The organism is Pseudomonas palmensis (assembly GCF_017848315.1).
Taxonomy (GTDB): Bacteria; Pseudomonadota; Gammaproteobacteria; order Pseudomonadales; family Pseudomonadaceae; genus Aquipseudomonas; species Aquipseudomonas palmensis.
The window spans coordinates 62,220-77,485 of record NZ_JAFKEC010000014.1; the positions used below are offsets into that span (position 1 = coordinate 62,220).

14 protein-coding genes are annotated in these 15,266 nt (G+C 65.9%); 9 read left to right on the forward strand and 5 right to left on the reverse strand.

What is annotated here, in order from left to right:
• The first annotated feature begins 12 nt into the window (after positions 1–12).
• From JZZ72_RS10660 to JZZ72_RS10695, 8 genes are all read left to right on the forward strand, one after another.
• Positions 13–813: a carbon-nitrogen hydrolase family protein gene (locus JZZ72_RS10660; protein WP_210014442.1), complete on the forward strand. Its 801-nt coding sequence runs from the start codon at positions 13–15 to the stop codon at positions 811–813.
• Between the two features lie 42 nt (positions 814–855).
• The gene (gene pqqF, locus JZZ72_RS10665; RefSeq protein WP_210014443.1) at positions 856–3,192 is read left to right on the forward strand and encodes a pyrroloquinoline quinone biosynthesis protein PqqF; all 2,337 of its coding nucleotides are present in this window, start codon (positions 856–858) and stop codon (positions 3,190–3,192) included.
• Positions 3,193–3,312: 120 nt separating this feature from the next.
• A complete protein-coding gene (gene pqqA / locus JZZ72_RS10670) occupies positions 3,313–3,384 on the forward strand; it encodes a pyrroloquinoline quinone precursor peptide PqqA (RefSeq protein ID WP_008365141.1) in 72 nt (23 codons plus the stop codon).
• Positions 3,385–3,451: 67 nt separating this feature from the next.
• Entirely contained in the window at positions 3,452–4,363 is a 912-nt protein-coding gene (gene pqqB, locus JZZ72_RS10675) for a pyrroloquinoline quinone biosynthesis protein PqqB (protein ID WP_054915970.1), read from the forward strand.
• Positions 4,364–4,371: 8 nt separating this feature from the next.
• A complete protein-coding gene (pqqC, locus tag JZZ72_RS10680) occupies positions 4,372–5,127 on the forward strand; it encodes a pyrroloquinoline-quinone synthase PqqC (RefSeq protein ID WP_210014444.1) in 756 nt (251 codons plus the stop codon).
• Entirely contained in the window at positions 5,124–5,399 is a 276-nt protein-coding gene (pqqD, locus tag JZZ72_RS10685) for a pyrroloquinoline quinone biosynthesis peptide chaperone PqqD (RefSeq protein ID WP_043863692.1), read from the forward strand. The genes pqqC and pqqD overlap by 4 nt, the downstream gene beginning before the upstream one ends.
• Positions 5,371–6,531 carry a pyrroloquinoline quinone biosynthesis protein PqqE gene (pqqE, locus tag JZZ72_RS10690; RefSeq protein WP_043863691.1) on the forward strand — a complete coding sequence of 387 codons (1,161 nt, stop codon included), beginning with the start codon at positions 5,371–5,373 and terminating at the stop codon, positions 6,529–6,531. Before pqqD ends, pqqE begins: the two co-directional genes overlap by 29 nt.
• Positions 6,497–8,332, forward strand: a complete 1,836-nt coding sequence (locus JZZ72_RS10695) for a S9 family peptidase (RefSeq protein ID WP_210014445.1) — start codon at positions 6,497–6,499, stop codon at positions 8,330–8,332. The genes pqqE and JZZ72_RS10695 overlap by 35 nt, the downstream gene beginning before the upstream one ends.
• Before the next feature lie 97 nt (positions 8,333–8,429).
• Here the strand turns inward: JZZ72_RS10695 and JZZ72_RS10700 are convergent, their stop codons facing one another.
• From JZZ72_RS10700 to JZZ72_RS10710, 3 genes are all read right to left on the reverse strand, one after another.
• Positions 8,430–8,588: a YqaE/Pmp3 family membrane protein gene (locus JZZ72_RS10700; RefSeq protein WP_011063854.1), complete on the reverse strand. Its 159-nt coding sequence runs from the start codon at positions 8,586–8,588 to the stop codon at positions 8,430–8,432.
• Positions 8,589–8,751: 163 nt separating this feature from the next.
• Positions 8,752–10,023, reverse strand: coding sequence for an aspartate aminotransferase family protein (locus tag JZZ72_RS10705; protein ID WP_043863689.1), 1,272 nt, complete (start codon positions 10,021–10,023; stop codon positions 8,752–8,754).
• Complete coding sequence (locus JZZ72_RS10710) at positions 10,020–10,718, reverse strand: MOSC domain-containing protein (RefSeq protein ID WP_043863688.1); 699 nt, start codon at positions 10,716–10,718, stop codon at positions 10,020–10,022. The genes JZZ72_RS10705 and JZZ72_RS10710 overlap by 4 nt, the downstream gene beginning before the upstream one ends.
• Before the next feature lie 102 nt (positions 10,719–10,820).
• Between JZZ72_RS10710 and JZZ72_RS10715 the strand changes: the two genes are divergently transcribed.
• Positions 10,821–11,741, forward strand: a complete 921-nt coding sequence (locus JZZ72_RS10715; protein WP_043863687.1) for a LysR family transcriptional regulator — start codon at positions 10,821–10,823, stop codon at positions 11,739–11,741.
• A 229-nt stretch (positions 11,742–11,970) separates the two neighbouring features.
• Here the strand turns inward: JZZ72_RS10715 and JZZ72_RS10720 are convergent, their stop codons facing one another.
• Positions 11,971–13,749 (reverse strand): acyl-CoA dehydrogenase C-terminal domain-containing protein, encoded by a 1,779-nt coding sequence (locus tag JZZ72_RS10720; RefSeq protein WP_100634783.1) that lies wholly within the window; start codon positions 13,747–13,749, stop codon positions 11,971–11,973.
• Positions 13,750–13,871: 122 nt separating this feature from the next.
• Positions 13,872–15,155, reverse strand: coding sequence for a GGDEF domain-containing protein (locus JZZ72_RS10725; protein ID WP_043863685.1), 1,284 nt, complete (start codon positions 15,153–15,155; stop codon positions 13,872–13,874).
• Between the last annotated feature and the right edge of the window lie 111 nt (positions 15,156–15,266).

Sequence of the window (15,266 nt, forward strand, 5' to 3'; positions counted from 1 at the left end):
AAGGAGAGACCCATGCGCATAGCCCTGTACCAGGGCCAGCCCCACCCGATGGACGTGGCCGGCAACCTCGAGCGCCTGCACCAGCAGGCGCAGCTGGCGGCGGCACGCGGCGCCGAACTGCTGGTGTGCCCCGAGATGTTCCTCAGCGGCTACAACATCGGCAGCGAAGCGGTCGCACGCGTGGCCGAGCCGCAGGACGGCGCATCGGCCATGGCCGTGGTGGAAATTGCCCAGGCCAACCGCATCGCCATCGTCTACGGCTACCCCGAGCTTGGCGAGGACGGCCAGGTGTACAACAGCGTGCAGTTGATCGACGCCCACGGCAGCAGCCTGGCCAACTACCGCAAGACCCACCTGTTCGGCGGGCTGGACCGCGCCATGTTCAGCCCCGGCCCCGACCATTTCCCGGTGGTCACGCTCAATGGCTGGCAGCTGGGCCTGTTGATCTGCTACGACATCGAGTTCCCGGAAAACGCCCGCCGCCTGGCCCTGGCCGGGGCCGAGCTGATCGTGGTGCCGACAGCCAACATGCGGCCCTACGATTTCATCTGCCAGTTCACCGTGCGCGTACGCGCCCAGGAGAACCAGTGCTACCTGGTGTATGCCAACTACTGCGGCGCCGAGGAGCAGATCCACTATTGCGGCCAAAGCAGCATCATCGGCCCGGACGGCAGCCTGCTGGCCATGGCCGGGCATGAGCCCACGCTGCTGGTGGCCGACCTCGAGCTGCAACGGGTGCACGAAGGCCGCGCCAGCACACCGTACCTGCACGACCTGCGTGTGGAACTCCACGGCGGCCCGCGCAAGCACTGATTTATCCGCTAGCATGACGGTTCGCACGTTACCGGAGCCGTCATGTCCTGCGCCCACCTCACCCTGCCCAACGGCCTGCACGTCACCCTGCGCCATGCACCGCGGCTCAAGCGCTGTGCAGCGGCAGTGCGGGTGCGCGCCGGCAGCCACGATGCTCCCAACGCCTGGCCGGGGCTGGCGCACTTTCTCGAACACCTGTTCTTTCTCGGCAACCCGCGCTTTGCCATCGACGACGCCCTGATGCGCTACGTGCAGCGCCAGGGCGGCCAGGTCAATGCCAGCACGCGGGAGCGCACCACCGACTTCTTCTTCGAAGTGCCGGCTGCCGCCTTCGAGGGGGGCATCGAGCGCTTGTGTGAAATGCTCGCCAACCCCCAGGCCGACCGTGCGCAACAGCTGCGCGAGCGCGAAGTGATCCATGCCGAGTTCATTGCCTGGGCGCGCAACCCCGAAGCGCAGCGTCAGCACGCACTGCTGCAGAGCGTGTCGGCGCAGCATCCGCTGAGCGGTTTTCACGCTGGCAACCGCTACAGCCTGCCGGTACCCGACGCGGCCTTCCAGAGCGCCCTGCAAGCTTTTCACCAACGCTACTACCAGGCCGGGCAGATGACCCTGAGCCTGGTCGGCCCACAGCCGCTGGCCACCCTTGAAGCCCTGGCCATGCAGTACGGCGCCGTCTTCGCACCCGGGCAGCCCATCGAACAAGGCCCGGCACCGGCGCTGCAGCTTCGCGCTGCGCGGGTTGAACAGCTGCCCGGGCAACGGGATGTGCTGCTCGGCTATGAACGGCTGCCCGCCGGCGCTGCCCAGGCGATCGCCTTTCTCGACACCTGGCTTTCGGACACCCGCCCGGGCGGGCTGCTGGCCGCTTTGCGCGAACGGCGCTGGCTGGAGGATTTCAGTTTTTCGGCATTGCATCAGTTCGCCGCACAGGCACTGCTGCACGCACGCTTCAAGCTCAATGACGCGGCACCTGCCGACCAGGTCGAAGACCTGTTCCGGGACTGGCTGAGCTTCTTGCGCGATGCCGACCTGACGGCGCTGAACAGCGAATATGCACGTATCCAGCAGTCACGCGCGCTGGCCGTCGGCGCCCTGGAACTGGCGCGCCGCGACAGCAGCGGCCAGCCATTCAGTGCACTCGACGCCCAGGGCCTGGCGGCACTGCAAGGCCTGCTCGAACCCTTCACCGAGCAAGCCCGCCAGCCCTGGCGACTGCCACCTGCCGAGCCCTTGCTGGCCGTCGGGTTCAGCGATGCACCCGCTACGCCGACACCCGCCGGGGTTATCCACAGCCCGGCGCTGCCGGCCGTGCGGCAGTACGGCGTGATCTACCTGCGCTGGCAGGTGCGCTCGGCGTTGCGCGCGCGGCTGTGGCGCGTACTCGAAGGTGCCCTGCGCCCACTGGTCGAGCGCGCCACCCGCGCCTCGGTGGAGCTGCAATGGAGCGAGTGCGAGCACCTCTGGCAACTGCGCTGCGCCGGGTCACCGCCCGCCATTGTCGCAGTCGTCGAGCAGGCATTGGCGCTGCTGCGCCTGCCTGCCGCCCAGGACTGGAGCGCAGGCTCAGGCACCGAGCCGGCGCTGATCCCGATCCGCCTGCTGCTAAAGCAGTTGCCGGGCTATATCGTCGGGCGTGACCCGGGGCCATTGCCGGCCTGCCTGATCGCCCAGCCCGAGCTGGATGCGCTCTGGCAGCATGCCCGCTGGCAGGGCATGACCTGCGGCTTCACCGAAGCGGTGCAGCCGGCGCTGAATGCGCTGCTGGCCCAGGTACCGGGACAGCCGGGCATGGCCGAGCCGATAACCGGCGATGCCACAGGGCCCTGGCAGCATGTGCCGCTGCCCGAAGGCGAGCACGCACTGCTGGTGTTCTGCCCCGCCCCGCCCGGCAGCGAGGCGGTGTACCGGCTGCTGGCACATCGACTGCAAGGGCCCTTCTACCAGCGCCTGCGGGTGGAGCTGCAACTGGGCTATGCAGTGTTCAGCGCATTGCGCCAGGTGCAGGGCCATACCGGCCTGCTGCTGGGCGTGCAGTCGCCCAAGGCCGACCCGGCACAGATTCTCGAGCACATGCGCTGCGTGGTCGCAGGCTTCACCCATGACCTGACCGATGATGCCGAGGCGCGTCAGGCCCTGGCGGCGCAGTTCCACGAACCGGACATGGGCAATGCCGACGTCGCCGAATGGGCCTGGCAGGCCCGGCTGGCCGGCAGCGACACCCCCAGCCTGGACACGCTGCGACAGCAGCTGCTGGCCGTCACCGCACAGCAGCTCGAACACGCCGCCCGGCACCTGTTCGACAACGCCCTGTACCTGGCCAGCGCCGCACAGGGCGGATTGTTACCGGCAACGCAACAGCCTTTCTCGCAGGTTTAACCAAACTGTCCATTAATTTTAGTAAGATGGCGCTACCCGGGCCGTTGTAACCCCTTGTTTCAAAGGGGGGCCTAAATATGTAGCCACCCGCCCCCAGACCTATCCGGAAGGAGTACTCCCATGTGGACCAAACCTGCTTACACTGACCTGCGTATTGGCTTTGAAGTGACCATGTATTTCGCAAGTCGCTGAGTCTGCTTGCGGTACAACGCCTCGGTCAGCCGGGGCGTTTTCATTTTTGGACGCAGCAGGAGTGGCCATGTACATCCAGATTCTAGGTTCCGCCGCCGGCGGCGGTTTCCCGCAGTGGAACTGCAACTGCGACAACTGCAAGGGCTTTCGCGACGGCACCTTGCGCGCCAGCGCACGCACCCAGTCCTCGATCGCGCTGTCCGACGACGGGGTGCACTGGGTGCTGTGCAACGCCTCGCCGGACATCCGCGCGCAGCTGCAAGGCTTCGCCCCCATGCAGCCGGCCCGCGCCCTGCGCGACACCGGGATCAACGCGATCATCCTGCTCGACAGCCAGATCGACCACACCACCGGCCTGCTCAGCCTGCGCGAAGGTTGCCCGCACCAGGTGTGGTGCACCGACATGGTCCACCAGGACCTGAGCACCGGCTTCCCTCTGTTCACCATGCTCAGCCACTGGAACGGTGGCCTGCAGTGGAACCGCATAGAGCTCGAAGGCAGCTTCGTGATCGAGGCGTGCCCGAACCTGCGCTTTACCCCGTTCCCGCTGCGCAGCGCCGCGCCGCCCTACTCCCCGCACCGCTTCGACCCGCACCCGGGCGACAACCTGGGGCTGATGGTCGAAGACCTGCGCACCGGCGGCAAGCTGTTCTACGCCCCGGGCCTTGGCCAGTTCGACGACAAGCTGCTGCAACTGATGCACGACGCCGATTGCCTGCTGGTCGACGGCACGCTGTGGGAGGATGATGAGATGCAGCGCCGCGGTGTCGGTACCCGTACGGGCCGCGAGATGGGTCACCTGGCACAGAATGGCCCCGGCGGCATGCTCGAGGTACTCGAAGGCTTCCCCGACCAGCGCAAGGTACTTATCCACATCAACAACACCAACCCGATTCTCGATGAAGACTCCGCCGAGCGCGCCGAACTGGCCCGCCGCAACGTCGAAGTGGCCTTCGACGGCATGAGCATCGAGCTGTAGGAGCCCCCATGAGCGAAGCCGTACCGCTTTCCCCCGCCGCGTTCGAGCAGGCCTTGCGCGCCAAGGGCGCCTACTACCACATCCATCACCCCTACCACGTGGCCATGTATGAAGGCCGCGCCAGCCGCGAGCAGATCCAGGGCTGGGTCGCCAACCGCTTCTACTACCAGGTCAACATCCCGGTGAAGGATGCGGCGATCCTGGCCAACTGCCCGGACCGCGAGATCCGCCGTGAGTGGATCCAGCGCCTGCTCGACCACGACGGCGCCCCCGGCGAAGACGGCGGCATCGAAGCCTGGCTGCGCCTGGGCCAGGCCGTGGGCCTGGACCCCGACCAGCTACGCTCGCAGGAGCTGGTGCTGCCCGGCGTGCGCTTCGCGGTCGACGCCTACGTCAACTTCGCCCGCCGTGCCAGCTGGCAGGAAGCGGCCAGCAGCTCGCTGACCGAACTGTTCGCACCGCAGATCCACCAGTCACGCCTGGACAGCTGGCCACAGCACTATCCCTGGATCGACCCGGCCGGCTACGAGTACTTCCGCACCCGCCTGGGCCAGGCCCGGCGCGATGTGGAGCATGGCCTGAGCATCACCCTGCAGCACTACACCACGGTGCAGGGTCAACAACGCATGCTGGAGATTCTTCAGTTCAAGCTCGATATTCTGTGGAGCATGCTCGACGCCATGAGCATGGCCTATGAACTGAACCGCCCGCCCTACCACAGCGTCACCAGCGAGCGGGTGTGGCACAAGGGGATCACCTTATGAGTTTCGACCGTTCGAAGACGCCGCACTGGCGCCCCGGCTACCGCTTCCAGTACGAACCGGCGCAGAAGGGCCATGTGCTGCTCTACCCCGAAGGAATGATCAAGCTCAACGAAAGCGCCGCGCTGATCGGCGGGCTGATCGACGGCAAGCGCGATGTGGCCGCGATCATTGCCGAGCTGGACGTTCAATTCCCCGGTGTACCCGAACTCGGTGACGACATCGAGCAATTCATGGAGGTCGCCCGTGAGCAACACTGGATCGTCCTTGAGTGAGGTACCGGCCAAGCCCGCAGTCGGCCTGCCGCTGTGGCTGCTGGCCGAGCTGACCTACCGCTGCCCGCTGCAATGCCCGTACTGCTCCAACCCGCTGGACTTCGCCGAGCAGGGCAAGGAGCTGAGCACCGAGCAGTGGTTCAAGGTGATGGCCGAGGCGCGTGAAATGGGCGCCGCGCAGCTGGGCTTTTCCGGCGGCGAGCCACTGGTGCGCCAGGACCTGGCCGAGCTGATCGGCGAGGGGCGCCGCCTGGGCTACTACACCAACCTGATCACCTCCGGCATCGGCCTGACCGAACAGAAGATCGCCGACTTCAAGCGCGCCGGGCTGGACCACATCCAGATCAGCTTCCAGGCCAGCGACGAACAGGTCAACAACCTGCTGGCCGGCTCGAAGAAAGCCTTCGCGCAGAAGCTGGAGATGGCCCGCGCGGTCAAGGCCCACGGCTACCCGATGGTGCTGAACTTCGTCACCCACCGGCACAACATCGACAAGATCGACCGCATCATCGAGCTGTGCATCGCCCTGGAAGCCGACTTCGTCGAGCTCGCCACGTGCCAGTTCTACGGCTGGGCCAAGCTCAACCGCGCCGGCCTGCTGCCCACCCGCGCGCAGCTGGAGCGCGCCGAACGCATCACCAACGAATACCGCGAGAAGCTGCAGGCTGCGGGCAACCCGTGCAAGCTGATCTTCGTCACCCCCGACTACTATGAAGAGCGGCCCAAGGGCTGCATGAACGGCTGGGGCAGCATCTTCCTCACCGTCACCCCGGACGGCACCGCACTGCCGTGTCATGGCGCACGCCAGTTGCCCGTACAATTCCCCAACGTGCGCGAACACAGCATGCAGCACATATGGTATGACTCGTTCGGCTTCAATCGTTTTCGCGGCTACGACTGGATGCCCGAGCCGTGCCGCTCCTGCGACGAGAAAGAAAAGGACTTCGGCGGCTGCCGCTGCCAGGCCTTCATGCTGACCGGCGACGCCAGCAATGCCGACCCGGTTTGCGCCAAATCGGCGGACCACGGGATCATCCTCGCTGCTCGGGAGGAGGCCGAAACCGCCACCCAGACCATCGACCAGATGACCTTCCGCAATGATCGAAACTCCCGTCTCATCGCCCGCGGCTGAGCGTTTCAGCGCACAACAGGCGGTTGCCGCCGGCACCGACTACGCCGAACTCAAACGCAGCCCGCTGGGGCTGTTCTGGAACGAGTTTCGCCCCCAGGACGGCGGTTGCCGCATCTGGCAGTGGCGTGACGGCCAGGCCCGCTGCCTGACTCCCGATGGCTTCAGCGTACGCAGCCGCGTCTACGAGTATGGCGGCGGCGGTTTCTGCCTGAGCGACGACGGGCTCGTGTTCGTCAACGAAGCCGACCAGCAGCTCTACAGCCAGGGGCTCGAGGGCGGGCAGCCGCAGCCGCTGACCCACGGCCCGTGCCGCTACGGTGACCTGCGCTGGGGCGCCGGCCAGGTGCTGGCGGTTGAAGAAGACGCCGATGTGCACCGGCTGGTATCGATCGCCGCCGGCACCCGCACGGTACTGGCCGAAGGCGCCGACTTCTATGCCGCTCCCACCCTCAGCGCCGACGGCCAGCGCCTGGCCTGGATCGAATGGAGCCGCCCGCACCAACCCTGGACTGCCACCCGCCTGCTGTGCGCCGAACGCCGCGATGCACACACCTGGGAAGCGCCGCGCTGCATCGCCGGCAGCGAGGCGCAACCGGAATCGCTGCAGCAGCCGCGCTTCGATGCCGACGGTCGCCTGTACTGCCTGTCGGATCGTGACGGCTACTGGCAACCCTGGGGCGAAACCCCGCAGGGCTGGGCAGCACTGCCGGCCGAGCGTGCCGACCATGCTGGCGCACCGTGGCAACTGGGCGCCAGCACCTGGCTGCCCCTGGACGGCGGCGGGTATCTGGCGAGCTGGTTCGAGGGCGGCTTCAGCCGCCTGGGCGTGCATCATGCCGATGGCACCCTGGAAGACTTCAGCGACGTCTACACCCGCTTTCGCTGCCTGGAGATCGACGACCGGTACCTGTATGCCATCGCCGCCTCTGCCGTCAGCACGCCCGCCGTCATCGCCATCGACCGCCACAGCCATGCCGTTCAGGTGCTGGCCGGCGGTGCGATGCCCTTGCCCAGCGAACAGGTCAGCCAGCCGCGCAGCATCACCTACCCCAGCGGCGATGCCCAGGCGCACGCCTTCTTCTACCCGGCCATGAATGGTGTCGAGGCGCCGCCGCTGGTGGTGTTCGTGCATGGCGGACCGACCTCGGCGTGCTTCCCGGTGCTCGACCCGCGCATCCAGTACTGGACCCAGCGCGGCTTTGCCGTGGCCGACCTCAACTACCGTGGCAGCAGCGGCTATGGCCGCGCCTATCGCCAGGCCCTGCACCTGCGCTGGGGCGAAGTGGACGTGCAGGATGCCTGCGCGGTGGTCGACTTCCTGGCCGGGCAAGGGTTGATCGACCCGACGCAGGCGTTCATCCGCGGGGGCAGCGCCGGGGGCTACACCACGCTGTGTGCGCTGGCGTTCCAGAATGTGTTCCGTGGCGGGGCGAGCCTGTACGGGGTCAGCGACCCGCTGGCGCTGACGCGCGCCACGCACAAGTTCGAAGGCGATTACCTGGACTGGCTGATCGGCGACCCGCAGCAGGATGTGCAGCGTTATCAGGCGCGCACGCCACTGCTGCATGCCGCGCAGATCAAGGTGCCGGTGATTTTCTTCCAGGGCGAACTGGATGCGGTGGTGGTACCGGAGCAGACCCGTTCGATGCTGGCGGCGCTGAAGGCCAATGGGGTGCGTGCCGAAGGGCATTTCTACCCGACCGAGCGGCACGGGTTCCGGACGGCAGCGAACCTGGCGCATGCGCTGGAAGAAGAGTGGAAGTTCTACCGGGAGGTTCTGTCACGGCCATTGCCATTGTAGGAGCCAGCCTTGCTGGCGAATGTCCCAGCGCGGTCTGAACCGTACAGGCCCATTCGCCGGCAACGCCGGCTCCTACAGGCGATGGCCGCGACGCGGTCTAGCGCTTGGCGATGATGTACACCGCGTGCACGATCCCCGGAATGTAACCGCACAAGGTGAGCAGGATGTTCAGCCAGAAGGCGCCACCAAAACCCACCTGCAGGAACACGCCCAGCGGCGGCAACAGAATGGCGAAGATAATTCGGATCAGGTCCATCGGGCAGCTCCTTGTCTAAAGTCCTAACTACAGACTGCAAGCACCCCCCACTGGTTCAAATAGCCATCCCCCATAAAAAAACGCCCCAGGCCAAAAGGATCAGGCCCGGGGCGATGCGCAGGAACGCGAGACGGTTCGTTGAATTCGGTACGGCGCTACCGGGTCAGGCACGCCGCTGGTTGAGTTGCGCCGTGTGCACACGGGCAAAGGCACGCGCCAGGCGCAGCAGCATTTCGTCGATGTTGCCGCGGCTGACGGTCAGCGCCGGCGAAAAGCGCAGCACATTGGCCTGCGCCGCATTGAGCAGCAGCCCTTCCTGCAGCGCCGCCTTGACCAGGGCCGCGGCCGAGTCGTCGCTCAGCTCCAGGCCCCACAGCAAGCCCTGGCCGCGCACCTCGCCCTGGCCATAACGCCCCGCCAGGTGGCTCAGGCCATCACGCAGGTGCCGCCCCGACGCCTGCACCTGCTCCATGAAGCCCGGCTCCAGCACGGCATCGAGAATCGCCAGGCCCGCCGCACTCATCAGTGCATTGCCATGGTGACTGCCTTCCAGCTCGCCGGCCTCGGCGCAGCAGGCCGTACCCCGCGCCAGCAGGGCGGCCAGCGGCACACCGCCGCCCAGGCCCTTGCCCAGGGTGATGATGTCGGCGCGCACGCCGTAGGTCTGCTCGGCCAGCAGCGCGCCGCAACGGCCCACGCCGGTCTGCACCTCATCCAGGATCAGCAGGATGCCCAGTTCGCGGCACAGGCGCTCGACACCCTTGAGGTACTGCTGGGTGGCCGGGATCACCCCGGCCTCGCCCTGGATCGGCTCGAGCATGATCGCCACGGTACGCGAGTCCACTGCTGCATGCAGCGCGGCCAGATCGTTGAACGGCACCTTGCTGAAACCCGGCAGGCCGGGCTCGCAGCGGTTGCACGCCGACGGGTCGGAGGCCGACAGCGCCCCCAGGCTGCGCCCGTGGCAGCTCTGGCGCGCAGTGATGATGTGGTAGGCGCCATTGCGATGCAGCTGGCCCCACTTGCGCGCCAGCTTGATCGCACCTTCGCAGGCTTCGGCACCACTGTTGAGCAGGTAGGCCTGATCGCTGCCGGTGCTCTGGCACAGGCGGTTGACCAGGCTCAACAGGCCACGGTTATGAAAGCCGGCGCCGGGGTTGATCAATGCCTGGGCCTGGCTGCTCAGTGCCTGCACCAGCGCCTTGGGGCTGTGCCCGAGGCTGTTCACCGCGCAACCCTGGGTGAAATCCAGATAGGCGCGGCCTTCGTTGTCCCACAGCCACGAACCCTGGCCGCGCACGAACACCTGTGGCGCACGCTCGGTGGCCGGCATCAGGCATTCCCGCGACAGCTGCTCGGCCTGGGCCAGTGCCACCGGCGCCGGTGCCTGCTCGGCAGCGCGCGCCGCCTGGCGACGCAGATTGAACAGGTTCATGCGCGCAGCCCTTCCAGCGGCAGGCCAAGCAGGCGCGCGGTCCAGTCCTCGACCTGGCCGCTGCGCAGGCGCTTGATCGCGATGTCGCGCCAGCGTGACGAGAGGGCCGGACAATCCACCAGCTTTTTCAAACCCGCATGCTCCAGAGGTTCACGGTAAAAAGTATGCAGTGCCCAGGCCACGGTCAGGCCCGGATAGCTGCGTTGTATCAGTTCGAACGGCTCGTCGGCGCTGACGAAGCCAGGCTTGAGCACCCGGTAGAACCAGCCGCAGCGCAGCGCGTCCTGCGCCTGTTGCGGCAGGTTCGGCAAGCCCCAGCGATGGCTCAGGCGGTAGCACGGCGAGCGCGGCTGGCTGACCTGCAGCAGCGCCCCGCCCCAGCGGAACATGTCGCCCAGGCAGACGTGCTCTTCGGTAAGGCCGCGGGTCGAGAGGTTTTCGCCAAAACCCGGCGCGCACCAGTCGATCTGTGGATAACGTCGCCGCCACCAGGCGTAGTGCTCGGCCGGATAGTGGTGCAAGGCCCGCTCGGGGCCGGTATGGAAGCGCGGGTCGCCGTGTTCGTCGCTGCCCAGCCCCTGTGGCCATAACCACAGCCTTCTTGCAACCTGTTCCTTATCGATATCGGTGAGTAACCCATAACCGACATTTTTTGCCTTGCCTATGTAAACGCCATCCACATACACGGTATTCATCGCGCCTTCTGGCCCTGTAAACCTTGTGAATACGGGATAGACTAGGCTTCTCGCGGGCCTTCGGCCATTTCGTTTTTCGAGCTTTTTTGATAAGTATTGCTTATGGATTTTCGCCAACTGCGTTATTTCGTCGCGGTGTACGAAGAAGGCCATGTGGGCCGGGCCGCCGAACGCCTTTCACTGTCGCAGCCAGCGCTGTCGCAGCAGATCCGCCAGCTCGAGCACAGCCTCGATGTGAGCCTGTTCGAACGCGGCAACAAGCGCCTGTTGCCAACCCTGGCCGCACACACCCTGTACAACCACGCCCTGCCCCTGCTCGACGGCCTGCAACGCGCCCGCGAGGCGTTGCGTAACTTCCGCGGGCAGGCCTTGCGGACCCTGGCCATCGGCGTGCTGCAGACGGTACGGCCAAGCCTGGTGCCGCAACTGCTCGACCGCCTGCGCAAGGCGCAACCACACCTGGTGGTGCAGATCTACGAACTGTCGGGGCTGGAGATCGAACGGCGCCTGCTCAACGGCACCCTGGACATCGGCATCAGCTACCTGCCGCCGCGCCAGCCGGGCCTTCACGGCCTGCTGCTGTACGAAGACGAGCTGCAACTGGTGATCCCGCACACGCACCCGCTGCGCGAATTCAAGAAGGTCTCGCTCAAGCAGGCCGCCGAACTGCCCATGCTGATGCTGGGCGAAGAGTTCCAGGTACGCCAGATCTGGCAGGCGCAACTGGCCAACCTCGGGCGCCGCCCGCAGGTGCAGGCCGAGATGAACAACATGGGCGGGATTCTCGACAGCCTGGCGCATACCTCGCTGGCAACCGTGTTGCCGGGGCGTGCGCGCGACGCCACGGACGATCCAGAGCTGCTCTGGAAGCCGCTGAGCGAGCCGCGGGTGCCACTGAAGGTAGGCCTGGTGTTTCGCGATGCGCAGCGCCAGCAGGCGTCGGTGGAGTTGCTGCGCAATCTGCTGGAGGAAGAGATCGACCCTCGCCAGATCGGCGGTTCACCTCTGGATGTGCTCGGCTAGAAAAAACCCGGGCAAAAGAAAACCCCGCCGAAGCGGGGTTTTGCAGACTGTTTCCCTGACATCCTTTTCGTCCCGCCGTCCTGGCAGGAAATCCTTCCGTGTCCCTGTTATGTACTGTGCGCATCCTGCGCGACGTCCATGAGGTGAAGATTAGCTGTGGATCCAATCTTACGGAAGAGGCCAAACGTCACCACGTCATGTAAGCAAATGCTTACATGACGCCGTCAGATCAAAACTGTTCCGCGTCGAGCAGGTACAACGACTCGCTGCCCGCCTTCACCGAAGCGCTGAGCGAGTGAATACGCGGCAGCAGGCGGGCGAAGTAGAAGCGTGCGGTGCCCAGTTTGCTGGCGTAGAAGTCGTCCTCACCCTGTTTGGCCAGGGCCGTGCGGGCCATCAGTGCCCACATGTAGGCATAGGCGGTGTAGCCGAAGGCGTGCAGGTACTCCACCGACGCCGCGCCGATTTCGTTGGGGTTCGCCTTGGCGCGGTCGAGCACCCAGGCGGTCAGTTCGTCGAGGCTGTCCAGCGCCGTCTCCAGCGGTTTGACGAACTCGCCCAGCGCCGTGTCGGCGGTGGCGATGAAATGGCGGATCTCGTCGGCGAACAGCTTGTAGAACGCCCCGCCGCTGCCCACCACCTTGCGGCCCATCAGGTCCAGGGCCTGGATGCCGTTGGTGCCTTCGTAGATCTGGGTGATGCGCACGTCGCGCACCAGTTGCTCCTGGCCCCACTCGCGAATGTAGCCATGGCCGCCAAACACCTGCTGGCCATGCACGGTCACTTCCAGGCCCAGGTCGGTGAGAAACGCCTTGGACACCGGCGTCAGCAGCGCCACCAGGTCTTCGGCGCGCTTGCGGGCCTCGCGGTCTTCGCTGAACTTGGCGGTATCGAGCTGCATCGCAACATAGGTGGAGAAAGCCCGGCCGCCTTCGTTCAGTGCCTTCATGGTCAGCAGCATGCGCCGCACGTCGGGGTGCACGATGATCGGGTCGGCAGTCTTGTCCTTGGCCTGGGGCCCGGTAGGTGCACGGCTCTGCAGGCGGTCGCGGGCGTATTCGATGGCGTTCTGGTAGGAACGCTCGGCCGATGCCAGGCCCTGGATGCCGACCCCCAGACGCTCGTAGTTCATCATGGTGAACATCGCTGCCAGGCCCTTGTTCGGCTCGCCGACCAGGTAGCCCACGGCGCTGTCGAAGTTCATCACGCAGGTGGCCGAGGCCTGGATGCCCATCTTGTGCTCGATGGAGCCACAGGTGGCCGGGTTGCGCTCGCCCAGGCTGCCATCGGGGTTGACCAGGAACTTGGGCACCAGGAACAGCGAGATGCCCTTGGGCCCGGCCGGGGCGTCAGGCAGCTTGGCCAGCACCAGGTGGATGATGTTCTCGGTCAGGTCGTGTTCGCCGCCGGTGATGAAGATCTTGGTGCCGGTGACCTTGTAGCTGCCGTCGGCCTGCGGCTCGGCGCGGGTACGTATGATGCCAAGGTCGGTACCGGCGTGGGGCTCGGTCAGGCACATGGAGCCGGCCCAGACCCCGGCGTACATGTTGGGCAGGTACCGCGTCTTGAGCTCTTCGCTGGCGTGGGCGTTGATCGACAGGCAGGCACCGGCGGTCAGCATCGGGTACAGGCCGAAGGCCAGGCTCGAGGAGTTGACCATTTCTTCGACCTGGGCAGAGATCACCTTGGGCATGCCCATGCCGCCATAGGCAGGGTCGCCGCCCACGCCCACCCAGCCGCCATCGGCGTAGGTGCGGTAGGCATCGATAAAGCCGGCCGGGGTGCGCACAGCGCCGTTGTCCCAATGGCAGCCCTCTTCGTCGGCGCTGCGGCTCAGCGGAGCGATGCGCTGGCTGGTGACCTTGCCGGCTTCCTCGAGCACCGCCAGTGCAGTTTCTTCGTCGACCGCCTCGGCCAGCCCGGGCAGTTGTGCCCACAGCCGGGATACTTCGAAGACTTCGTTGAGGACGAAGCGCATATCGCGCAGGGGCGCTTTATAGTCAGCCATGGCAACCTCTCACACCTTGAGTCGGGACGGCCCCGCAGGGCCGCTACACAGTTGCGAGCCAGTGTAACCTAACAACTTTTGTGACACATAGGGTCATCTGGCGACCATATAGTCACTTCTGGTCACGCCGTGCGCACCGCTCCACGCTTGCTCTGGTGGCCGTAGGTCATGGTGCAGTTACGCCCCGCTCCCTTGGCACTGTACAGCGCCTGGTCGGCCGACTTGAGCACCTCATCGGGGCTGCGGTGCTCGGGCAGGCGCTCGGCGGCACCGATGCTGATGGTCACCGACACGCTGCTGGCCCCGGCCGCCCCACGGCGTTGTCGCCCCTGCTGGTCGTCCTGGGGGCGGCTGTCCTGGTTGCGCAGCTGGATATTGTAGTTGGCGATCACCTCGCGCACCGCCTCCAGGTGCGGCAGGCATTCCTCGATGGTCTTGGCCGCGAACACCAGGGCGAACTCCTCGCCGCCATAGCGGTAGGCGCGGCCCCCGCCGGTGACCTTGGACAGTTTGCTGGCCACCAGGCGCAGCACCTGGTCGCCCACGTCGTGCCCGTGGGTATCGTTGAATTTCTTGAAGTGGTCGACGTCGGTCATCGCCAGCACATAGTTGCGCCCCAGACGCTGCATGCGCTCGTTGAGCGCGCGGCGCCCCGGCAGGCCGGTGAGCTCGTCGCGAAATGCCATCTGGTAGGCCTCGTGGGAGACCGCGGCGGCGATCATCAGCATCACCTGGCTGCACATGATGTTCAGGGTGAAGGGCAGGATGAAGGTCTGCGGCAGCATCCAGAAGATCCCCATCAGACCGATCACCTGCGCCGCATGCAGCGGGCGCGGTTCGCGCAGGTACTGCACCACCAGCAGGATGAAGGCGAGCAGAAACACCGGGTAGGCCAGCTGGATCAGGCTCATCCACTGACCGTGCAGCGCCGGCCAGCGGATTTCCGCGAGCCAGTTGAGCAGCGCCTGCGGGTAGCTCTGCTCCAGCCCCAGCGCCGTGCTGCCGACCGCCAGCAGCACGGCAAAGCGCGCCACCATGTCCTGGAACAGGTGCGTGCGCTCCTGCCAGGCGCCGTACAGCGCAAACAGGATGGGCAGCAACAGGCACACCAGGTGGAACACCACGGCGGCGTCCTGGCGTACCACGCCATTGTCGCGGTAGTAGTCGGTCTGGGTGTCGAGCAGGAAGTAGGCGATATACACCGTGACCATCAGGAACAGTTCACGCTGACGGCGGTAGACCGTGCAGTAGGCCCCGCCCAGCAGCAGCACCAGGGTTGGCAGCACGTTGAACAGCGAGGTGAAGAAGACGTTGAGGTCTCTGACATAAGCAGCGGCGAGCCCCGACACCAGCAGGAACAGTGACGGCAGAAAATGGCTCAGTCGTACAGCGGATAAACGAAACAAGGGAATCTCCGACCCGGCAGATCAAGTAATGGCATTGTGCCTTTAATGTGTCGGCAGCGCACATGAATAGATGAATATGCCGGCAGCACTTGTAACGGCAGGGTGGGAGCA